Consider the following 23119-nt stretch of genomic DNA (forward strand, 5'->3'; position numbering starts at 1 on the left):
TTTTAGCTAATAGTGTAATTTATATAAGGAAAAAAGCCACTTAATTGCAGCTTTGTATTAGCCAAATAGTTTTCTTCGTACTACTTTTCTGTACTCGCTTGGCGTTTGGCTAAGCACTTTTTTAAATACCCGGGTTAAATGGCCTTGGTCGTTATAGCCGACCTCAAGTGCCACTTCTTGAATCGTTAAATTAGATGAAGCTAATAACTCTTTAGCGCCTTCTACCCGTAATTGTTGCCAATACTCTATAGGGCTTTGATTAGTCGCAAGCTTAAAGCGGCGGGTAAATGTACGATAACTCAAACTAAATTGGGCGGCTACTTCTTGTAAGTTTAACTCGCTGGCTAAATTAGTTTTAAGCCAAAACTGAATTTGCGCAATGAGTTCATCTGGATGGCGGTCAACCGCGCCTTCAAGGTAGCGCTGATCTTCGTATGGTTTACGTACTTCGTGCGAAAAGTTACGCTCTACATGTTGCGCAGCTGCTTTGCCATAGTATTGGCTAATAATATGAACGATCACATCGGCAAGGGCATTTAAGCTTGCCACCGTATACATGCGCTCAGATTGGGTGATAAAAAAGTCGGGCTTTAGGCGCACTAACGGGTAGTCGTTGCTAAATTGTTTGGCGTAATGCCAATGGGTTGTTGCAGGGTGCCCATCCAGTAAGCCCGCCTCTGCAACTAGGCAATTACCCGTGCCTACACCAATTATATGACTGCCGGTTTCAAAGCTTTCTTGTAGCCATTCAACCACTTCTTTATTAGTACGTACTACAGGGCGAGGGTTTCGCCAAATCCCAGGCACAATAATTAAGTCGTTGTAGGGCGCGTTATGTGTGCTGCAGTCAGGAACTATGGCAAGCCCAGTACGGTTTTGTATTGGCTCATTATTTTTAGCAATTAAATTTATACTAAGCGGTCTAAAGTCCGTGTGGCTTAAATGGCCTTTTGCATAAGCCTCACCGGCTCTTAGCATTTCAATAGGCAGTGTTAAACTGGTAATAAGTAAATGCGGGTACACTGCTATGGCAATATTTAACGCTGGGTTTACTGATTTTTTATGCATGTGAATGCTCCGACCAGTACTTTTTGGCCTTTAATGCTGAATATTTGGCTATTTAAGCACAAAGTGTTGTGGTTAATCCAATTAAACTGTTGGCTTCTCCTATAACACGTTTTAAAGGTTAATTATGACAGCATTACCCGTAATAGTAGGCATGGGTGGTATTAACGCCGCTGGCCGTACTTCTTTTCATCAAGGTTACCGCCGTATCGTGTTAGACGCATTAAACGCACAAGCTCGTAGTGAAACATTTTTAGGCCTCGCCACATTAATGAACTTAGTACGCGTTGTTGATGGTCAATTACAAGACACAAACGGTAATAATGTTGAGCAAAGCGACATAGAAGCACGCTTTGGTGAGCAAATTATTGCTGGCACACTTATTCGTAAAATTGAAAAAGAACATTTTGACGCAGATGCCACGCCTTGGCAGCAAAAGATGACGTTAAAGTCCTCTGATGAAAACGCAATTGTGTTTGAAACGCGCGCACGCGATTTACCAACCCCAGTGCCTGCCAGTTGGAAAGTTCAAGAGCTTGAAGGCAAAAAAGTAAAAGTGACTATAGCGGCAGAGCTAGATGTAAAATTAGATTCTACCCGTGATAACCCAATTAAATCGGCAGGACAGTTTCCTACCGGGTTTGATCCATCAATAATGTATAACAGCCGTTACCAGCCACGTGGTTTGCAAGCCACTATATTTGCAGCAAACGATGCTATTAAGTCAACTGGTCTTGATTGGCAACGCATAATGAATAGCGTAGAGCCAGATAAAATTGGTACTTATTCAGCCTCGGTTATTGGCCAAATGGACGACAAAGGATTAGGCGGTTTAGTTAAAGCACGCCAGCAGGGCGATCGTGTTAGTACAAAGCAATTAGCACTTGGCTTAAACACGATGTCGACTGATTTTATAAACGCCTACGTTACAGGTAATGTAGGTACTACGTTTTCTACCTCGGGTGCATGTGCCACATTTTTATATAACTTACGCGCTGCAGTAAACGATATTCAAGCAGGGCGCACACGTGTTGCGGTGGTAGCAAGTGTTGAATGCGCTATTACGCCTGAAGTAGTAGAAGGCTTTGGTAATATGAGCGCCCTTGCTAATGTTGAAGGTCTGCGCCGTTTAGATAATTTAAGCAGTGAACAAGAGCCAAATTACCGTAAAAGCAGCCGTCCATTTGGCGAAAACTGTGGCTTTACATTAGGTGAAGGCGCACAAGTGGCCATTTTAATGGACGATGCGTTAGCACTTGAACTAGGTGCAGACATTATGGGCTCAGTGCCTGATGTATTTGTAAATGCCGATGGTATAAAAAAATCAATCACCTCACCGGGCCCTGGTAACTACATTACAATGGCCAAATCTGCAGCGCTTGCAACAAGTTTATTAGGTAAAGAGGCGTTACAAAAGCGCAGCTTTATTTTAGCGCATGGTTCTAGCACGCCGCAAAATAGAGTAACAGAGTCACTTATTTATCATAAAGTGGCACAAACGTTTGCCATTGATAGCTGGAAAGTGACGGCGCCAAAAGCTTATGTAGGGCATACAATTGCCCCCGCCAGTGGCGATCAGCTCGCTATTGCGCTGGGTGTATTTAGTCATAATATTATGCCGGGTATTACTACCATAGATAAAGTTGCCGACGATGTTTATGCAGAACACTTAGATATACGTAACAGTCATTACGATTGTGGCGACATGGACATAGCTTTTATAAACTCAAAAGGTTTTGGCGGTAATAACGCCACAGCGACTGTACTTAGCGCTAAAGTAACACTACAAATGCTTGCTAAGCGCCATGGCGAAAAAGCGATGAGTGATTACGCTGATAAAAACACATCCGTTGTTGCTGCGCAAAACACCTATAAAGCGCAAGCTGACCTTGGTAAGTACGAATTAGTATATCGTTTTGGTGATGGCGCCATTGACGATAACGACATTGTAATTGGCGAGGACGGCATAGAGCTTCCTGGTTTTGATAAAGCAATTTCGTTTAATACAACCAACTCCTATCAAGATATGTTTTAGAAGATGAGTTTTACATAGGTTAGCATAATTTAATACCCCCCCGTTTTTTCTGGGCTGTAGCGTAGGCATAAGTTATCAAAGCTTATAATCGGTACAGACCCAGCACGGACCCATCCCCAAAAATAGACCCGAAATGGACCCACAGTGGACCCACTTTTTCTACCTTCGAAACTCTAAAAACGCCGAGCTTTTAACATTTGATCTTAAGTATTTGTAATGATCACCACACGACAAAAGTTGCAAGTTTTAAGCTCTTAACTTAAATTAATACAAAATACTAAGTTAATATCATTAAGAGGTCGCGTGAGATTATTCGCTTTATTATTTTTGCTGTCCTTCACAGCTAACGCTGAAAGTATAAGAAACAAGAATCATGGCACTTTGATAGTCTCAGAAGTAACCTCAATCTATGACGGAGATACCTTCAGAGCTAATATTAAAGGACTTCACTCTTTGATAGGGGAGCGAATCGGTATTCGAGTTGCGGGTGTCGATACGCCAGAGATGCGAGGCAAGTGTAAGCAAGAAAAAGATCTTGCTCGCCAAGCAAAGCAAGTAACCGTTAAAGCATTGCGTTCGGCGAAGGTTATTGAACTTAGGAATACGAAACGAGGTAAGTATTTTAGAATTGTAGCCGACGTATACGTGGATAACAAAAGCCTGACTGACATTCTAATCAAGTCAGGCTTGGGAGTTGCTTACGATGGTGGCACTAAAGCTCGTAGCTGGTGCGTTTAAGCAACGAGCCTGTTGGTTGCTTCGGCCCAAAAATAGGTGATAAAAGCTCCTGTTCCATGGTATTAGGGGTATGAATACATTGAGTTATTTTCATACTTGATAAACTACTCGGATATTGTGGCCCTAATATATTCAGCAACCTGATCAACTGGGAGCGGTTTTGAAAAAAAGTATCCTTGGATTCTAATATCTTTGTACCTAGATAAATGGTTAATTAGCTTTTCATCCTCAACCCCTTCAACCACTACTTTCTTGCCTAAGTCGTAACAAATAGTGATTATAGTATCTAAAAGCTTTTGTTCTTTAGTATTTTTATCGGCTCCTAAAGTGAACTCCCTGTCTATTTTAATAATGTTTGCTGGCTGGTTAGCTAGGTAAGATAAGCTTGAAAAACCAGTTCCAAAGTCGTCGATAGCAACATTAAGGCCCGAGGCGATTAGTTGAGTCAATGTTTTTTCTATCGTGGTTTTCTCTTGAAAGGCAGACTCAGTAACCTCTATTGTAAATTTACGGTAATCGATATTGTTTTGTGTAAGCTGGTATTGTAAATCAATAGCAAAATTTTCTTTAATGAGTTGTTTGGTTGAAAAGTTAACAGCCACGCTTATTTTTTGTAACTCAGGGTAATGACCGATGTCACGAATAACTTGATTTAAAACGTATTTACCTACTTGTACTATTTGACCTGTAGTTTCAGCTATGGGTATAAACTTCGCTGGGGAAATCCATCCATCTTGGTGGGGCCACCTAACTAGCGCTTCAACCGCTACAACTTGTTTCCCACTTAAGTTATGTATAGGTTGATAAAATACTTGTAATTCGTTGTTCTTGAGCGCTGAATCTAGCTTATTACGGATGGTAGTCTTTTCATTAAATTTATCATCCATAGATTGTTTATAAATTTGTATTTGATTACCTCCAAGTTCCATAGACCTTTCAAGTGCGATGTTGGCTTGTTGTAAGTTTAGTTTAAAATTAAATGATTTAGGGCTGTCGTAATAAACAACTCCAGCGCTTGATGTTAGATTGAGCTCAAATTTGTCAATGCAATAAAATTTCGATAATTCAAGTAGTATAGCTTCAACTTTGTGTATAAGAAAAACTTCTGAAGTATTGATATAATATAAAACAAAACTATCATTAAATCCTTTTGATATGAGCACTTGATTGCCACTATTAGCCTTTATTTTTTCAGCAGTTTGTTTTGTTATTTGATCACTAATTTCATAGCCTAAAGAGTTTTGTATCTCATCAAAAAAGTCTATTTTGATTATAACTACTGCAAAATTATTGCATTTCTTTATTGAACAATACTCTGAAAACTTATCTTTTAAAGTTTTTAATCTTAAAAAACCAGTTAATTCATCATGTTTTGCATTAAACTCTAAGATTCTTGAAGAGTCAGCAACTAGTGTAAAGATAAATGCGAATAGGAAAGTGAGCCATAGTATTGATTGGTCGATTATTGTGCTTATGTGTATTGCTTTATAATCACTTAGAAAGTTATAAACTTTATGTACTAAATCCATTACGTTTATCTTTTCCATAATAAAGTTATTATAACGACTAGTTAGCTCGCTCAATTCAACTTGAGTTTTATTTTTATAATCGACTGAAAAGTAAGTGCCTGGTGTTAATTCTAAAAATGCATCAAATTGACCAAGATATTTTAAATAATTTTTCTCTATCAGTAAGTTCATATCTAATAAATTTAATACATAGTAACGATTTTGATCAGCGAGTGTAACGCGAGCCAGAAACATTAAAATTGGTGTATCCGAGTCCAAGCTGAGAGAGTTGGCTGCGAATCGAACTTCCTCTGAATCGCCTTTTATCCATGATCTTATCGTAGGTTTATTAATCATTCCTTCTGTGAAAAAATTTGTGGAGAAACTATCAGTTGCGATATGTTGGAGCTCATCATCAAGTACTAGAACCCCTTTAATTACATCATAATCCGCTTTATAGTTAATTGCATCTATGCTAATTAGACGTCTGAAATCTTCGAAATTAACTTTTTCTACCCTGTTTTTTAGTCTAGCTAGAGCTTTTTTCTGTGTGAGTAAAGAGTTGTTCAACATAGATTCGACTAGGTGCACTTTTTCTCTTGCACTGGCATCTTGAGATTTGACTAGTTTTAAAGATACCTGATGCCACACTACTGAACCAGTTAATATAATTATTAATATGATGAAATTTAAGTTGTTGTTTTTTATTGCTTTTACATTTCCGTGAAAAGCTTTGATAGTAAATGCAGAAAGTATAGTGAACGTAAAAATAGCTGATAACGATAATGTAAATGGGCTATCATCGATGCCCCATAGGTCATAGTTAATCTGCATGTGAAATAAAAAAGAAAATTGTACAAATAGAAGGCACAATGCACTTGCAGAAGCTATAGCGGCGCAAAACTTCTTAGTACTTAGGTCAATTTTCTTCATTATTGATAGTACGGCCGCAATTATTAATGAGTTTACCGCCACTGTTGGGCTAATTACCTCCATTAACTCATACCCAAGAAAAGTAGACTCAGCCATTCCCAAGGCAAAAACAATACAGTGGAAATACAGAATTGCACTATACAGTATGCTAGACGCACTTTTTGAAACATTAAATCTCATAAATATCCATTAAATTCATTAGCATGCTCCACTTAGTTTAGAAGGCATATATCCACAATTCAATTAAACATAAAGTAAAAATAATAATTAAAGTCACTATGTTAATAGGTACTTAATGTGTATTATGTACTACTTAATGGTTGTTGTATTTATATTGTATAGGAATAAATTATTACATGGAAACTATTAAAAATACTATTAATAGGAATTGTAATGATTAGAAATTTACGAATAGGCTTTAGAACTCTATCCACTTTCGCCGTAACAGCAATAATTACCGTGCTTGTCGCCGCAGGTGCTTTTGCACAGCTATCGAAACTTAACCAAACTACCGAAGTGATAGCCTCCCATAGGTTGCCCGCTATAATTACTCTAAGTGAGCTTCGAAGAGACGTACTTCTGATGCAGGTTATAATCAATGAATTATCTGATGTCAGCACAACAGAAAAAATCTCATATCTTAAAAATAGAATGAGGAAAATCAATCTGCATTACACCGAGTATGAAGAAGAGATGTCTCATTACTCAAAAACACCTGAATCAAATATAATATTAAAAAAAGTAAAGGCTTTACATAATGAGATGTTATCTCAGCTCCCAGATCTATATTCACTAGTAGACAACAAAAAAATAGAAAATTTTGTATCACTTCGGGAAGAGTCATTCATGCCTATAGCGAGAGAGTTGCGCCTTGCTTTAGATGAATTTTCAGATTTTCAAAGAGCTAGAGCAAATGAAAACGGTCTAGAGGCAAAAAGTACTTTTGTCTCATCCAAAAGACTTGTCGTCTTCAGTCTATTTTTGTCAGTTTTGGCTACGTTGGTTTTGGCATACATTTATACAAAAAGTTTAGTTCTACCCCTTCGTAGGGCCGTTGCCATAGCTGAAAAAATTGCAAGTGGTGATTTGACCCAGGAAATTATCGATCCTGCTAGGGACGAGGCCGCTGACTTAGTAAGAGCTCTTGCTGAAATGCAAAATAAGCTTAGAGATGCTCTATCGCGCATCGGAACTTCTTCGGAGCAATTAGCATCTACCTCTGAAGAGCTAAACGTTGTAACTGCTCACTCCTCAGATACAGTTGATAAGCAAAGCGACCAAATAAATATGGCTGCTAGTGCTGTTAGTCAACTTAGATCTGCAATTGAAGAGGTAGCTAAAACTGCATCATATACTAGTAACAGTGTCGAAGTAGCAAACAAGAAAACTGTAGCTGGAAAAGAAAAGATATTAGATACAATAAACTCAATTAAATTATTGCGGTCTGACATCAAAATATCTGGGCAAAGTGTACGCCAGTTAGTCAATAACATAAAAGATATATCAACCGTTTTAGAAGTAATACGTAGCATAGCTGAACAGACTAATTTATTGGCATTAAATGCAGCTATTGAGGCAGCAAGAGCTGGTGAAAATGGGCGTGGTTTCGCCGTGGTAGCTGATGAAGTCCGTGCACTTGCTTATAGAACCCAAGAGTCAACAAAAGACATAGAAAAGATGCTTAAGTCAGTGGATGAGGTTACAGTTAAAACTGAGAGCAGCATGAATAAAAGCAGCGAACTTAGCACGTCTAGCCTTAGAGTCGCGGAAGATGCCGGGGCTGCTTTTGAAGAGATTTTATTACTCGTAAATGACATTAATAGTCAAAGTGCAACGATTGCAAGTGCTGCGGAAGAGCAAGCCACTGTCGCTAAAGAAGTAGACACAAACTTAAATCTCATTAAAGTATTATCTTCGGAAACTTCAGAGGGCGCGGACCAGACATCTGCATCGAGTACTGAACTTGCAAAATTGGCGGATCGTTTAAACGAGCTTATACTCAGGTTTAAGCTTTAGAGGCTTATTATTGTTTGAGTACTGTATTTACTTTTAGCTCGTAAGTTAAGAACCTACATTTATATTAAAATGCTAAAATTATGAAATGAAGTACCAAAAGAATGGTTATACATTCATACTGTGTATATATACAGTATAAATTTAGTGCTTAGACAATGCTAATAGAAAACGCCAAAGTTGGCCCCCAAATCACAGACTTAGAAAATACGCTTGATTCTACTTTCATCAAAGACTCCACGTTCATTGGCCGCGCCTGTGGTCGAAGTATGGAGGGTGTAGGAATATATGACGGTGATATATTAATTATCGATAGGTCTCAGGACGTTAAGCATTATGATGTAATTGTTGCGTGCTACAATGGTCTATTTATATGTAAGATCGCAGATATGAAAAATAATCAGCTTGTGTCCGCTAGCCCAGATTATGAGCCAGTTAAAATAAAGGCAACCGACGAGTATTGTGTTGAAGGAGTTGTAACACAGTCGATAAGGATGCACAGGGGGAGTTCTAGGTTGGAGTGACGTACTTAAAACTGTATAACTACCTTAGCCATTAATGCAGGTTTACTTAATGTTTTTGAAGTACATAATAAGGGGAGCCACTCTAAGACTCCACTTTAAGTGCTTTAATAAATTACTTACATCCTATACTCATTTCTAAGCCTTATTGCTTCAAGGCTAATATAGTCAGGGATTAAAATCTTTGTAGGTAAATTTTTGCTATAATAAGGATCTTTTTGTAAGTATTCAGAGATTAAGACGAAGCCATCTTCATAAATTTTAATATCGCCTTTATCATATAGTGTATGTAAGTCGGCTCTTAGTAATATACCATTTGATTTTTCATCTGAACCATTATTCTTAACTGGAATTATATGACAGGCTTGTATTGCCTCAACTATTTCTACTCCGGAAAGTAGACACTTATATTCACCTCCTGATAAAACGTCTTTCCTAAATTTTGCCTGGTTTGGCCTCGCTAAAATTTCTATTTGTTTTCTTTCTCTGGCTACATCAGAAAAAGTAGTAACGCTTAGTTTTTTAGCGAGAGTAGGAATGTCTCGAGTGTTATTAATGGAAGTTGTTAATTCGGATGAGTCTAATTCTAGGAGTGCTTTAATTGCCTCTAATTGTTCAGCTATTAAGTAGAACTCTTGTTTATGATTGCTCGTATTCCCAACGTCCGAAGTAGAATCCCTAATTAGTAAAAAATCGTAATAATACAAAAATAATAAGAATTCTCTTGCTATTCTGTCGTCATTATCTCCATCGTTCGCAGTCCAAGTTTTACTAAATAAGCTGCTATTATGTCTGTAGTCAATTATTCCTTGAACTATCTCTATTAATGTACACTGGTTTCCAGATAAGGGGATGACAACATTAATTAGCTCTTCAGATGTAATGAACCCAAAAGTAGGATCATGCTCGAAGAGCAGTACAACGATAGATAAAATAAGTTCTAGCGGACGAATAGTTAGCTTTTTAGATTCCCACTTTCGCACATGTTCCACACTGTCAGTGTGTACATTGGGTAAGCTTAAGGTTTTTACGGTAAATGATGCAAATTCACTTTTCGTAATTTCCCCTGAGGCGTATTGCTTACCGAGCTCTGATAATTCAATTGAGGGTGTTGTATTTATAAGTAAGCCGGATAATTTCCAATATTGACTTGAATTTCTGAATAGATTCCTCTTTTTACCTCTTGCTAGTCGAAGTGGTCTTGAGGAATTTATGAGGCCCTTCAGGTCTAGCTCAACTTTAAGAAGCGCGTCTTCAACTTCTTGAGAGTTTGTTCTTTCGCCCTGATGCTCATAAAGAACCTTTAGACAGCCTAGATATACTTCAGGTATGTTTAAACTTTCAGTTAACGTTAAAGGCCCCCATTTCCAACGATACTCTGGGAATGGCTTTTGAAATCCACTATAGTCCATTTGTACTCCTCGTAATCTTCTAATTACGAGGATAGTACCAACCAGAATCAGATTTGTATATTAGTCAAATGCCGTCAGGTGCTTTTAGCATTTAGTAGCATTAAACCTAAAGCTTTACCTAGAAGAGGAGGGACTGCGTTTGCAATTTGGCGATATCCAGATGTTTTTGTTCCTAAAAACTCAAAGTCATCTGGGAATGATTGAACTGCGGCCGTTTCTCTTACAGTCATCCGACGGTGATTATTCGGGTGGTGCAGTACAACTACTCCACCTTTTTCATCACCTCTTCCAGTTATTGTAGGTGATGGTTTATTTGCGTCTATTTTCCTATGGCCTAAATGCCCATTAAATCGCAACTTATATTCGGAACAAACATGATTTAAGAGATTATTTTCTTCATCTGGCTCAGGATAATGGCTCAATGCTTCACCAATAGTAATCCATTTAGGTAATGTTTTCCCAACTTTGTCATGTGTTGGTTTCGGTGGGAACTCTACTTCAATGTTTAAATCACTTCTGACACCTAAAATGATTACCCTCATTCTTGTCTGGGGCACTCCATAATCAGCACAATTAAACAGTTTGTATTCTACTTTATAACCAATATCCTCAAAGTCTTTAGAAATTTGCTCTATGACTCGCCCTTTGTCTAAAGACAGAATCCCTTTTACATTTTCAGCTAAAAAAAACTTTGGTTTTTTATCTCTAATCACCCTAACCATTTCTAAATAAAGTTTATTCCTTGGATCAGATGAATTTCTCGACATATTTGCAACAGAAAAACCTTGGCAAGGAAACCCTCCAATAACTAAGTCAGCATCCGGAATTTCATTCGATGGGATATTACAAATATCATCTAATACTATATGATCTCCTAAGTTTTTTTTGTATGTATGAACTGCATCTTTATAAAGATCGTTGGCCCAAATTACTTCTAATCCGGCTAAAGTCAGGCCTAAATCTAGACCTCCAGCTCCTGAAAAAAGAGAAACTACTTTCATGTTTTACTTATAATCTTTTAGTTGATTTGCTATTAAATATGCGAATTTTGCTGGTACAGCATTGCCTACTTGCCTATAACAGGAAGTCATGCTCCCATAAAATTCGTGATGTAAAGGGAATGATTGTATAATTGCGGACTCCCTGATAGACATTCTTCTGTGATTTTTCGGATGCTGAATAGCACACACACCGCCTTTTCCATTACCTCTTGCAAGTATAGTAGGTGATGGTTTATCAGGGTCGGTTTGTCGGTGTCCTGTAAAGTTCCTATTAGTGACTTTATACTGGGAATAGATATGATTTACCAAATTATGCTCTTCGTCTGGCTCAGGGATTTTAGAAAGTGCTTCACCGATTGTTACCCACTTCTCTAGGCCGTTTTTTTCTGCTTTTTTTGGAGAAGAGTGAGATTCATCAGGGTATTGATAGTCAAAGGCTATATCATTGCGAGTACCGACTAGAATAACGCGCCATCGAGCTTGCGGAACTCCATAATCCGCAGTATTGAATAGTTTTTTTTGCATCTTATAGCCAGCTGAAGCAAAATCCTTCTCAATTTTATCGATAGCTTCTCCGCCTCCTAGACTTAGAATGCCTCTAACATTTTCTGCAAAGAAAAACTTAGGTTGTTTATCTCGCACTACTCGAAGAAACTCTAGATAAAGTTTGTTTCTATCATCATCCTCGAATCTTAACCTGTTTGCTTGAGAAAAACCTTGGCAAGGAAAACCGCCAATTACAACATCGCAATCGGGTATACTACTAGTGGGAATATCTTCGATTTTCCCATAAACAATGTGATCACCAATATTATTTTGGTAAGTTTTGACAGCATCTTTGTCAAAGTCATTAGCCCATACAATATTAAATCCTGCGTCAATAAAGCCTAGATCGAGCCCACCGGCCCCGGAAAATAGAGAAACAACATCCATAAAATTTAAAATTCTCAAAGCACTGTATATATAGACATATGCTAACATAAATATCCAAGATTATAACTTCTTTATTAGTGTATTAGAATTGCGTTTTACTAACTCACCTCTATCAGAAGGACAACAGTATCCATTAATATTTAATGGATATATTATAAGGCCACAGCTTTTAAATGAGCTATGGCCATTATTTAAGTCTTATGTAAGTTTACCACCGCGTGCCCCTTAATCAGCTGCCTATGCTGAATCCAACCACGGAAGTTACCTGACCAACGACCACCATCTACGTCAAAGTGTGTAACGCCAATACGTTTAGCTTTGGCCTTCGTTAGCTTATGGTAATTAGGAATAGGTGTAGCTTGATGCTCGAAAGGGGAGGCATGAACACGGTCGCCTGATGTTAATGACTCAAAGATACGCAATGCCTTCTCGAATGACATGTCGAGCGTACGGTAGCTAACCTGCGCGCAGCACGAGACAGAAAGAATTAGTAGCTCTTGTAGCTCGTAGCACTCACGCATGTCGTCAGTTATGTAAGGTAAGTGCCACTCCTTATAGCCTAGTTCATTAGGAACACTGTTATTTAAGGCCGTGCTTATTTGACGTGCGAGTTCACGTATCTCTGGTTGTGCGTCTTCGTGGTTGCGTAACCATAAGAAATTCGCCCACTCCGTCGATGTAACCACTACCTTCATTGTTTGGAAGGTTTCTAATATACGATTCGAGACTTGCTTGTGTAGCTTTACCTTTTCCATCCCCCAATGAAACATGCATGCCGCTTTCGATGCAACTTTCCACAAAGCGCGCGCTAAGGAGGACGGGAGGGTCTTTAAAGTCGTCTGGGCTTGCATACCACTCTGGTTCGCGCCCCAGTGTATTGGCAACTCTGGCGTATTCCATACTTGTTGTCTCATTTTCTTTGTTGGTATAGCGCGCGAGCTTGCACTGTTACGTGAAAAGACACGATGAGTCATAAGCTCCGCGTGAATGAATCTAGGGTACTCTAGTTCTGCTGTTGTAATACGTACGCCATTGGCGATTGAATCTGCAATAATTTTTACTGTTATCATATTTATTAGTGTTACTGCTTAAGCCAGTCGTTAAAATTTTCTACATGTATGAGTAAACGCCCGTCCTGCGCTCTGCGCCAGTGCTTTTCCTCAAATAATTGTCCACGCTTAATTTTGCTACGTAGGGCGGCAACGGTGTAACCCGTTGCCTTAGCCATAGCGTTAAGCGTTACCCACTCAACGTTAAAAGCCATATTAACCCCCGTTAAGCAGTAAGTGTTCTGCGGCGATAGGGAACAGCTCAAGCTGCCTAGCACGCGCGATTAACATTTCGTAGTCACCCATAGAGGCAGATATAAGGGCAACTAAAAGCTCGAATTGTTCTCTTTCAAATTCTTCAGCCATTGCTGATAACATGCGAATCATGCAGTGACCAACGTCCTCAGATACAAAGTTGGGTCTGTATATAAGGGCGTTCTTAATGTAGTAATTTCTCTTTCCGCGTTCCAAGTCGGTTGTGTCTTTCAGGCCGTAGCGCCAAATATATTTAAACGCATTACCTGTCGCAAAATCCATATGCCTAATAAAGTGAATAGCCTCCACCGAACGGGTATTGTAGTGGGGCGATTTTTCTATTATGTCGTGTTGTTGTGCTGAGTCAGGCATTTAAATTCCTTTAGTACACACTCGTACTCTATCTAAATTTTCTCCCCCTAGCTTGCGGATTATATACAGACACGACTCTAAAAACGTCGTCTTTAGGGTCAACTAAATAGCGTCTTCCACCTTGCCAGAGTTGTTCCAAGATCTCCCAGCCTTCTTCGGTTTCTGATAGCTCACCAAACACAATTGGTTGTCCCTTCTTACGAAGGTAAACCACTCTGTCGCCATCCCGTACGTTACCCTTTGGGTTAACGAGCAGCATTGACCCTTTTCTTAGGCCGAAGTCGTCGTAATCCACTTCTATGAAATACGACTCGTCGCATTCGAGTATGGTTTGTACAAGCACTGACGGGTTCGTTGGTTTGCGACCCGACAGTGTTGCTAATACTCGTAACGGCTTCTCGGGAACAGTGTCCGAGGAAGCACCGAAGTCAGATAGTTCTAGCCCTGTAAAAGCAGTGAACTTAGTCAAAAAGTCAGTGTTAAGCGGAATCGTCCCTCTCAGATATTGACTGAAAGCCGACTGGTTCATGCCCATAGCCTTTGCTGCTCTGGCCTGACTTAGCGCCGTAGCATCTTTATGGGATGACCATGCAAGCTGTACTTTCTTTAGTACATCATTACTGTATTCCATCTTAAAAATCCCCGTTGTGGTTGTGTTGCTTATACATAATTTAACAGTAGCACTGTTACATGTCAACGCATATGTTAACGTTTGCTAAGACATGAACACCACATTCGGAGTGGCCTCCAGCCGATCTAGCCTCCTTATAATCGATGGTCTGAAAGCCCCCCCTCTAATGTAGTTTCCTCAATAAATGCTGCTATAGCTGTGTAGTTTAATTTTTCTGCACGATTGGCAAATTCTTCGGCGGTTATGCCGTTAACCCATTCGCTAGGGTCAGTTAGGACAACACCACAAACTTGTCGTTGATGTTTTATGGCTTCGCAGCCGATGATCACTACTGCAAGCTCATTGGCCTCTACAGCTTCATTAAGCCACAATAGCTGCTGTGCAGATAAGTCGGGCTTAACGACCGTCGTAGGCCGCTTGGGTAGTGTCTTTATGAATTTGTACTCAGCCCATAACGGGCGTTTTCCATTGCGGTGCCGATAAAATGCGTCAGGTACGCCACCCGCGAAATTATCGTTGATTTTCCACGTACGCATTATGTCAGAACTCAGCTTTTTGCCGACGTTCGCTGTGTACTGTGACTCAATCATTACAGGCCTAACGCCTCTAGTCGTTTGAATAGAGTATGCGCTTGTGCCTTCGCATCGAATAATGCGTGATGGGCAACAGTTGGCTCAACTCGTTCAATTTGCGGGGTTAGGTTCTTAATAGTGCGGTAACACATATCGCCTCTGTATGACCAAGGGCGGGGGAGGCCACAAATCTTGAAAGCTTCGGCTATCAGAGCATTGTCCATTGCTACACCATCACCCCATAGACGTATCTCATCTGCTGGTACACCTTTCGATTGTTCAGCGATAAACTCGCTTAGCTCGATTAGTGCGTCTTTAACTGGCTTATGTGCGTAGTTACCCTTGAACTCGTCACGCGCTGCTTGCTCTTGCTGTAGCCACCATAGGACGGTACTCGCGTCGATGTTGAAACCCGCTTTTTGGCTATCTTCGAGGCTAATACGAGTGTAGTAGCCTTTGTGTATCTTTTTGTTTTTTAAATCCATTGGAACAATGCCGATTGACAGAATCGCGTCACCTGCGTTCGCGCCCATAGACTCGATGTCCACCATGTAATCGCTGACCATTATATTCTCCTGTTACCATTGGCCACCAAAAATTTAAGGCGCTAATGTAAAGTATTGTAAAGGTGTTTTGAAGTGTTAATTTTATGAAATTTAATAAAAAATTAATTGTTAACTAAAGATTCAAAAAATAGTAAATTTTTATGATCAAACTTTAAACATTCATTCATTTTGCTTTAATATTTTACACAAAAAAGCCGACCCAAAAACGAGTCGGCCAATGCCCTAAAGTGGTAGGGCTATTATGCTGCTTCGGTCTTTGAAGCAAATAAAGCGCTATACATTTCAACAGCTTGATCGTATAACTCGTCAGGAGCATGAGCTACAAGTGATACGTCGTAGTTGAAGAAATTACCTGAGCTATTAGACTCAGACACAACGCCTAATTGCCACACACAACCAAAGCGAGGGTTGCCTTGTTTTTCTTCGTCATTAATCAGGGTATTCCAGATTCGTGACTTTTTGACTTTAACCCCCGGCATATCAAGTAGTGCAACAGATTTCGGATTACCTTCGTCGTCTAGCAGTAATACTAGGTGAGTAGGGTTCTCAGAAATATCATGGTCTTTAACCGCTAGACCTTGTTCTTCTAGTGCGTCTAGGGCTTCTTGTTCTGTGTCGTATGAACCAACCATACCGCCGCCTAATTTACGCTTACGCCATACAACGATTTTCTTTGTAAAGCTTAAGTTGATTAGGAAAAGCGATGTGTACAGTTCTTCTGTAACGCTGTTCATGATCATACCAGCTTGCGCACCTTCAACTTGTTTAGGGTTGCCAGGCTCTACTTCTGGGTTGATCATTTGTAACAATTTCAAGCGAGGAATGGCTAAATCGTCTGTGGTTACATTCTCTGAGCCACGGCCAACGTAATCGCCACGTTCTTCGATAGTTGCTACACCGCCGAATTTTTCCGCTTGAACAGCTACGTTAGTGTTATTCGCCATGATGGTATTCCTTATGTTCGTTATTCGTTAATCGTTAATGAGTCATTGGATCAAATAGTTTGATCGAAAAACCCCCAACAACTGACTAGGAAGTAGGGGGTTAGCAAGCAACCACAACAAGTACATAGAGAGAACCAGTTGAGGCTGCAATATTAGTATCACTGTTAATGCAAGTCAACAGTGTTACTAATTAATTTTTACGCACCGATAGTTTTCGCACTTGAACAGGTTTTACACCTGCTAGTGAGTCACCCATCGAAATAAGCTCTCTGAACGGCGCTGCATTGACTTTACGTTGTAGAAGGTAAAATGCATCATTGTCTTTAATGTGCTCGTACAATGCGTCCCAATCAGTAACAGAGGGCTGTGTTTCTTCACTCATAGATACAGCGCCTATGCCAACGTAAGCCACTTTTTCGCCTACTTCTAAGGTTGCCTTTAAGTAGTTCTCAAGCTCGGTTTTACGCTCTTTCAGGGCTTTTAATTGCTCAGCTTCTATTAGAGCTATCTCGCGACGTACGCGAAATAACTCGGTAACTACAGCCTTACGGTCTGGTAGCTCGCTAGCGGGGATATCTGATATGTCAAATTCTTCTTTTAACTTCTCTGCTGCTGACATTTTATGCTGCCTCTTGTTCTGTGTTTTCAGCTAATTCCTTTGGGACACGGCAACCAGCCTCGAAGAAAGCGTGTAACTTGTCCATCGCTTCGTCGAATGCTTGCACTTTGGTTACTGGCGTAGTTTGCAACTTGGCTTTTAGTCGTTTGCACTCGGCGGTTAGCTTCGTTATCTCGTCAAGGTTCAAGTCGGCCATAGCGCTTTTTAAACCTTCTTCAGCTTCAACTAACTTCTCGCGTGTTTCTTCGAAGTCGCTACCGAACTCAACAACTTGCTTGCGCGTGTGGCGAACGTCTTTTACGGCCTCGTTGAACGCTTCAAGGTCAAAGTCTGCTGCTGTGATTTGGAATTTGTTTAAAGGTAAGTTGCTCATAATGGTTCTCTCTATAATGTAAAAGTTGTGGTTAGGCTGCTTGCGACAGTCCTGCGATAGTGTTTAGTAAGTCAATCATGTTCATCTGCTTGTTGAGCATCTTCTGGTAGACTTCTTCTTCTACCGTTTCCTCAGCCGCAATATGAATAATCTCGGTCTTACGTTTTTGGCCTGTTCGTACGATACGGTGGTTAAACTGCTCGTATAGGTCGGCACGATAAGTAGGGCTTGCCCAAATAACACGATTCGCCATAGTCAATGTCAAACCGTGCCCCGCTGATTGTGGGTGAGCGAAAATCACTTGAATGTTGCCCTGCTGAAATTGATGAACGATTCGGTTACGCTCCAATGATGGCGTGTCACCATCTATTACCGCGTAAGTAATCTTTCGTTTTTTGGCCTCGGCTATTAGGCCGTCACGTTGATGTGTCCAGTTGAACGCAACAAGCGTGTGGTCTGTCTCTTCAACCAAATCAAGCACCAGCTCATAACGTTCTTTGTGTACGTTAATGACTGATCCATCTTCGTTGTACACGCCACCCGACAGCGTTTGCAGTAGCTTCTGCATACGTGAACCCGCGTGGACGGCATTCAGCATTTCGCCGCTCTCCAACGCTAAAACTGACTCGCGTTTTAGGAACTCGTAGTCACGGCGTATCTTCTTAGGTAGCTCAACTGTTACCTCTCGGTAAATGGTCTCTGGTAACTCTTGAACGTCATCAAGCGCAACACGGGAAGTAATGTCAGATAGCATCAGTGTCACATGGTCTGCTGCACCGACTTTATCAACCCATTTCGTTGCCCCAATTGGCGCACCCGCAATGACTTGTGGATCACATACTTGTTGACGAAAGCCAAAGAAGTTTTTGCCAAGGCGCTCACCTCGGTCTATGAGGAACGCTAAGTGCCAAATGTCGAGAATGGTGTTAGGGGAGGGTGTACCCGTCATAAGTGCCATTTTCTTAATGTCACCTGCTATACGGTTAATTGACTTGGAACGCATGGACGTTCTGTTTCGGAAGGCGTCACCCTCGTCAACAATGAGGACATCGAATTTAGGCGCGTAGCCCTCGTTGTCTATCATCTTAACCGTGTCGTGGTTCGTGATTACCCATTGGGCATTACCTTCGAAGGCTTTACGTTTTTTGGAGGCAGTACCCGCAGCGATAGCATAGGTCGCTTCGGGCCAGCCGAAACGCAGGTCTTTAGCCCACGCTGGTGTTAAAATGGATAGTGGCGCGAGTACAAGAACACGCGCGTCAGGCCAGTACGTTTTCACTGCATGAATGCAGGCGAGCGTTTTGCCCGTCCCGCATCCATCGAAGTTCAACACGCGCTCTTTATGACCCCACAGGTTAGCAAATGCCTCTTGGTGGGCGAACGGCTTAAATGTCGGTTTCTCTTTTTTATGCAACATCTAAACCTCGATAGTGGTCAAAACCACATGCGCCGTTGCCGTATGCTTTACCATCACGGTTAGTGTTGCAGCCGTACTCACAGAAACGACAGGTATGCGCGTTAGCTTTAGGTATGAAGTCTTTGGTCGTTGTTAGTTTCTTGGCACGGTTATGGTAGCGAAGTAATAACATGCCCAGTTGACGACGGTTGAACGTGCGAACCATCTTAGTGCCATCATCTAAGTACCAAAACTCGACCTTAAACACGTCAATCTCAGGGAATCGGTGCATCGTGTGCAGCGCGTAGCTTAGCCCTTGGTCAGCGTGTTTCATTTCGTTGCCAAACTTCTGACCTGTTTTATAGTCAATGATGCGGCAAGAGTTTTCATTCTCACGGATAAACACGTCAAGTTTCGCACGGCCCCATAGCTCGTCGTCATCCCAATCGCACGGCGACCAATCTTTGCGGATACCCCAATTTTCTTCCATCGTGATTTTACCTTCACGGTAGTCCTCACGCAGACTAGAGAAGTCCGCTGAGAATTGGTCGAACTTGGTGCGGTTGTCCGCTGGCAATTCTTCTACGTCACCACGAACCCATGCCTCGCAGCCGTCGTGAATGACTGTTCCGCGTTGTGCGGCCTCACCAGACTCAACAGGTATTTTATCTACTTTGCCTAGTTTGACTGCCCATTGACAGTTTTCGAACTTCTTGAGCGTTGAGAATGACCAGGCTTTGACAGCTGCTGTTGGGAAGTCGACGACCATAGCGCCGCGTTCATCTTCTCGCGTTTGCTTCGCTTGTTTAAGTGCATCCGATAGAGCATTCAAATCTCCCGCTTTTTTAATCTTGTTGTTCTTTGGTGCTTGCGTGATAACCACTTTTTGTTTTGTTTCTTTAGCACGAGCGCCTAGCATTGCTGCTAGACCCTCCTTGCTATCAGCTTTCACAGCGTCCGAAGGCTTGGGCGTACTGCTTTTGCCTTGAATTGTTTGTTGACCAGACTCAGCGGCCTTGGCCTTAAGTTTGGCAGCAAAGTCCATTACGCGGCCTCCTTCCCAAAGCGGCGAATGAACGCCGCACAATCGTCTATCCCTATGTAAATCTCACCATTATGCTCAATCGCTGGCGCTGAGCGGAGGCCATGTGGGTTACTTTCCGAGAGGCGAACAACATCAAGTTCTACGCCAGCTAGTTCAGCGTATGATTTAACGTCAGGGCAGAATTTACATCCTCGGGCGGTGTATAAGATTGGCTTTTTCATAGGTCGTATCCATTATTTGAGTATATTTCGGGTTCAACGGATTTTTCTAGCTCAGCTCTGGCCTCAGCCATAGCTCGCTCGAAGTCCTCGCTGGTTCTTTTTTCGGGGTCGATTGATGAAACGTTGCTTGGCAGGGTGCTGTTGGCATCTTTAATAGCCTCAAGCACTTCCTCGTCGTTGTAGTTCCAGAACACTTCAACACATCGCGGACGCGACGGTAGGGGCGCTCTAGCACCTACAGGGCGAGACTTACGTTTCTTCTCAACATCGTGCGTAGATAGCATTCGCGATAGGGCGTTTTCAGATATTTCCTTGCCCGCCAGATAGCTATAAAGCATGCGTAAATCGTCAGGCAGCAAGTAACATGCTTTACCTGTATTCACGTGCTCTAAGTTGGCCGTCAGGAATGTCTTAACACGCGTCAACTGTGCAAACTCTTTAGGCTCAAGGTTCGCTGTCGACTTATCAAGAATACCTATGAACGCACCAAAATCACCGTCACGTAGCGCGGTAAAGAAGCTATCAGATGCGCTCATACCTGCTTTCTGCGTGTCGATTCGTGCTTGGTTCATGATGATTGAACCAGATTGGTGAGTGTCTACCTTGAATGAGCGAAGGTAAGTGGCAAAGGCGTGTAGCTCGCCCTTAATTAACTCGTCCGTATGCTCACGGTGCGATTTGATATACTCAAGTCGCGCCTCAAGGTTTCTCTGCTGCCTCGGTGCAATGTTGTAGCGTCGTTTATCGGTTACAGGCATTGCGTCCAAGTCGTTTGTCGCGAAGATGAAGTTCAGACGTTGAACAACTTCTCGCTGTTGTTGCTGCATCTTACGAAGCATCATGGTTGGCTCGGTGATACGCGTTTTTAACAGTGACGCTGCTTTTGTTAAGCTCGCCGCCCCGCGCATGTTGAACTCGTCAACCATCAACAACATTAAATCTTCCATCCAGCCGTTAAACTGGTCGTCGGCTATCCCTTGCAGCGTGTTCTGTGCCACGTACTGCTGGCCGATTAATGGGCGTAAAACTGACTTAAACAGTAAGCCTTTACCCGTACCCTCTGTACCATGGACAAGCCAAGCGGTCTGTGTCTTGTCTCGTTTCTGCATGATGAACGCGAGCCAGTTAATGAAATGCTCGAAGCAGTCCATATCATCACCCAACATATTTAAGATGATTTCACTAATGACAGGGCAGTCGTAGTGCAGCATCCAAGCGTTGCCATATGTTAGGGTCTCAGGGTAGTCATGCGTTGTTTTGTCACGCATGTAAACAGATGGCTTGAAACGGTTTATGTAGTCCTTGTCACCTATCGCGTAACGTGTCTCACCTCGGTTCGGGTCCAAGGTCACATGAATAGCAGGAACAGGGTCAGGAACAAGTTGGCCGTAATGCTTTAGCCACTCCGCAGCAATTTGCGCGTTCTTACGCTCTTTGAGTTCAACTACTTCGTCGTTCTCTTTGTCGTACTCCATCGTCATATACATGTCAGATGTTTGGTCAATAAACATCGAGCGTTGAACCTTGCGAACGATACCTTCGTCGTCCTTCACTTCCTCGTACGCTTCACCATATCTCTCAATATGTTTGGCGTATGCCTCCGCGTCGGCGCTTTTAAACAAGAAAGCGGGCTCATCAGGTATGAAACAACGCACCACCTCTGGGTTAGAGCGAGCAACCCAATATGCATTGTTCTTACTACCGCCTACGTTATAGCGAACAAACTCGTCGTCCTCGTACGCAAACTCCATACGAACAGTCGGCGGGTTAGCCATAACATTCATCGGACGGCCATCGACATTTATGCGCGTAAACTTCGGCTTGTGTCGTACGATCCCCGCTTCTTGTTGCAACTCCTTAATCTTGGTATCACGTATCTGGTTGATCGCATCCATCTTGTCGTGAACGGCCTCAAGTAAAGGGTCAAGATTAAGCAACTCTTTACCTTTTTTAACCAGCACAAAACGCTCGTCATCGTTGATAAACGGATTAGTGCGCTTAGGACCAAAACTAGGTGGGGCGATATAAATTAGACGGGCAGGCTCCGCTAGACAGGGGTCGATAACACTCTTTAAACGTGTCTTTGTCTTTGTCAGCTTCAACCTGTTATAAATGTCAGACTGTGAGTAGTTCAGCGACGTTAGCCACTCTTTTAACGCACGGGGCGACACTGAATTTTCAAGTAAAAAGTGTATGTGAACCGACACTTCATCTTGGTTCAGGCCAAATGAGCTTGAAGCCATAGCTACGTAAGAAACGTCATGCAGCGCGGTAGGCAACATTTCTATCACCGACTCGGCAACCTGCTTAACATCTGACGAGCGGTAGCGGTCTTTCAGTTCACCTTCTAACTTCAAACCGTCAACGTCCAGCACCATAAACTCGGTGCGAGCGTCTTGGTCGGTCATGTTCCGACGCGATTCATGTGCTAAAGGGCGAATGAACAAACCTTTGTATAGCGCACGACCGTATCGGGCGTTCTCTAATAGCAACTCTCGGTAGCCTGCTAAGCCTTCTTCCTCTACGTTCAACTCTGCTTCGTACGACGTTAATTTTGCAGCAAGTGGGTACGAGCGTGAGCTACCATCAGCTAGGCCAATCGTTTTACGCATCGGACCTATCTTGCTGTGCGCGGAAACAAAGTGTAGTTTCATCGTCTTTATGCCTCCCTTGGGTATTTTTCGAAATCGTCTGCACAATCTTTGTCACAGAACAACCTGCCTGGCTCATGCACTAGGGGTTCATCACAGTTGTAGCAGGCTTCTTTAGGTGTTAGGCGAGGGGTCTTAACCTTCGCATTTGCGAGCTGAACAGCAAGCATTAACTCCTGCTGCTCAACTGATTTGTCTATGTAATCGGGCATCTCGTTAAATTAAATTATTAGTAAACAGGTTCTGCATTTTAACAGTGTTACTAA

At 41.8% G+C, this 23119-nt stretch carries 21 protein-coding genes; 4 read left to right on the forward strand and 17 right to left on the reverse strand.

Going from position 1 to position 23119, the window contains the following annotated elements:
- Positions 1-57 precede the first annotated feature (57 nt).
- The gene (locus tag B4F91_RS09140) at positions 58-1068 is read right to left on the reverse strand and encodes a GlxA family transcriptional regulator (RefSeq protein WP_288635598.1); all 1011 of its coding nucleotides are present in this window, start codon (positions 1066-1068) and stop codon (positions 58-60) included.
- A 124-nt stretch (positions 1069-1192) separates the two neighbouring features.
- Here B4F91_RS09140 and B4F91_RS09145 point away from each other — a divergent pair, with 124 nt between their 5' ends.
- Positions 1193-3100 (forward strand): beta-ketoacyl synthase, encoded by a 1908-nt coding sequence (locus tag B4F91_RS09145; RefSeq protein WP_288635600.1) that lies wholly within the window; start codon positions 1193-1195, stop codon positions 3098-3100.
- Positions 3101-3403: 303 nt separating this feature from the next.
- The gene (locus B4F91_RS09150; protein ID WP_288635606.1) at positions 3404-3838 is read left to right on the forward strand and encodes a thermonuclease family protein; all 435 of its coding nucleotides are present in this window, start codon (positions 3404-3406) and stop codon (positions 3836-3838) included.
- A 104-nt stretch (positions 3839-3942) separates the two neighbouring features.
- Here B4F91_RS09150 and B4F91_RS09155 read toward each other — a convergent pair whose 3' ends face one another.
- Positions 3943-6459, reverse strand: coding sequence for a putative bifunctional diguanylate cyclase/phosphodiesterase (locus B4F91_RS09155; RefSeq protein WP_288635608.1), 2517 nt, complete (start codon positions 6457-6459; stop codon positions 3943-3945).
- A 213-nt stretch (positions 6460-6672) separates the two neighbouring features.
- On the opposite strand from B4F91_RS09155, the gene B4F91_RS09160 reads away from it, so the two are divergent.
- The gene (locus tag B4F91_RS09160) at positions 6673-8295 is read left to right on the forward strand and encodes a methyl-accepting chemotaxis protein (protein WP_288635609.1); all 1623 of its coding nucleotides are present in this window, start codon (positions 6673-6675) and stop codon (positions 8293-8295) included.
- A 155-nt stretch (positions 8296-8450) separates the two neighbouring features.
- Positions 8451-8816: a LexA family protein gene (locus tag B4F91_RS09165; RefSeq protein ID WP_288635610.1), complete on the forward strand. Its 366-nt coding sequence runs from the start codon at positions 8451-8453 to the stop codon at positions 8814-8816.
- Between the two features lie 116 nt (positions 8817-8932).
- On the opposite strand, the gene B4F91_RS09170 is transcribed toward B4F91_RS09165, so the two are convergent.
- From B4F91_RS09170 to B4F91_RS09240, 15 genes are all read right to left on the reverse strand, one after another.
- Complete coding sequence (locus tag B4F91_RS09170; RefSeq protein ID WP_288635611.1) at positions 8933-10225, reverse strand: HNH endonuclease; 1293 nt, start codon at positions 10223-10225, stop codon at positions 8933-8935.
- A 74-nt stretch (positions 10226-10299) separates the two neighbouring features.
- Positions 10300-11226 (reverse strand): DNA cytosine methyltransferase, encoded by a 927-nt coding sequence (locus B4F91_RS09175; protein ID WP_288635612.1) that lies wholly within the window; start codon positions 11224-11226, stop codon positions 10300-10302.
- Between the two features lie 3 nt (positions 11227-11229).
- Positions 11230-12207, reverse strand: a complete 978-nt coding sequence (locus tag B4F91_RS09180; RefSeq protein ID WP_288635613.1) for a DNA cytosine methyltransferase — start codon at positions 12205-12207, stop codon at positions 11230-11232.
- 143 nt (positions 12208-12350) lie between these two features.
- Positions 12351-13229, reverse strand: coding sequence for an FAD-dependent thymidylate synthase (locus B4F91_RS09185; RefSeq protein WP_288635614.1), 879 nt, complete (start codon positions 13227-13229; stop codon positions 12351-12353).
- An 11-nt stretch (positions 13230-13240) separates the two neighbouring features.
- Positions 13241-13423: a hypothetical protein gene (locus B4F91_RS09190; protein WP_055253325.1), complete on the reverse strand. Its 183-nt coding sequence runs from the start codon at positions 13421-13423 to the stop codon at positions 13241-13243.
- Between the two features lies 1 nt (position 13424).
- On the reverse strand, positions 13425-13835 hold the full coding sequence (locus tag B4F91_RS09195) for a DUF3310 domain-containing protein (RefSeq protein ID WP_055253327.1): 411 nt from the start codon (positions 13833-13835) through the stop codon (positions 13425-13427).
- A gap of 28 nt (positions 13836-13863) precedes the next feature.
- Positions 13864-14466 carry a helix-turn-helix domain-containing protein gene (locus B4F91_RS09200; protein WP_055253329.1) on the reverse strand — a complete coding sequence of 201 codons (603 nt, stop codon included), beginning with the start codon at positions 14464-14466 and terminating at the stop codon, positions 13864-13866.
- A 134-nt stretch (positions 14467-14600) separates the two neighbouring features.
- Positions 14601-15056: a hypothetical protein gene (locus B4F91_RS09205; RefSeq protein WP_282337478.1), complete on the reverse strand. Its 456-nt coding sequence runs from the start codon at positions 15054-15056 to the stop codon at positions 14601-14603.
- A complete protein-coding gene (locus B4F91_RS09210) occupies positions 15056-15604 on the reverse strand; it encodes a 3'-5' exonuclease (RefSeq protein ID WP_288635616.1) in 549 nt (182 codons plus the stop codon). Before B4F91_RS09210 ends, B4F91_RS09205 begins: the two co-directional genes overlap by 1 nt.
- 239 nt (positions 15605-15843) lie before the next feature.
- Complete coding sequence (locus tag B4F91_RS09215) at positions 15844-16548, reverse strand: hypothetical protein (protein ID WP_055253336.1); 705 nt, start codon at positions 16546-16548, stop codon at positions 15844-15846.
- A gap of 190 nt (positions 16549-16738) precedes the next feature.
- Positions 16739-17167, reverse strand: a complete 429-nt coding sequence (locus tag B4F91_RS09220; protein WP_288635619.1) for a hypothetical protein — start codon at positions 17165-17167, stop codon at positions 16739-16741.
- Between the two features lies 1 nt (position 17168).
- The gene (locus tag B4F91_RS09225; protein WP_055253339.1) at positions 17169-17540 is read right to left on the reverse strand and encodes a hypothetical protein; all 372 of its coding nucleotides are present in this window, start codon (positions 17538-17540) and stop codon (positions 17169-17171) included.
- Between the two features lie 31 nt (positions 17541-17571).
- Complete coding sequence (locus tag B4F91_RS09230; RefSeq protein ID WP_288635621.1) at positions 17572-18957, reverse strand: DEAD/DEAH box helicase; 1386 nt, start codon at positions 18955-18957, stop codon at positions 17572-17574.
- Entirely contained in the window at positions 18947-19981 is a 1035-nt protein-coding gene (locus B4F91_RS09235; protein WP_288635622.1) for a PD-(D/E)XK nuclease family protein, read from the reverse strand. The genes B4F91_RS09230 and B4F91_RS09235 overlap by 11 nt, the downstream gene beginning before the upstream one ends.
- Positions 19982-20198: 217 nt before the next feature.
- Positions 20199-22856 carry a primase-helicase family protein gene (locus B4F91_RS09240; protein ID WP_055253347.1) on the reverse strand — a complete coding sequence of 886 codons (2658 nt, stop codon included), beginning with the start codon at positions 22854-22856 and terminating at the stop codon, positions 20199-20201.
- Between the last annotated feature and the right edge of the window lie 263 nt (positions 22857-23119).

Origin of the sequence: Pseudoalteromonas sp. UBA6610, assembly GCF_002433295.1 — a bacterium.
GTDB classification, from domain to species: domain Bacteria; phylum Pseudomonadota; class Gammaproteobacteria; order Enterobacterales; family Alteromonadaceae; genus Pseudoalteromonas; species Pseudoalteromonas atlantica.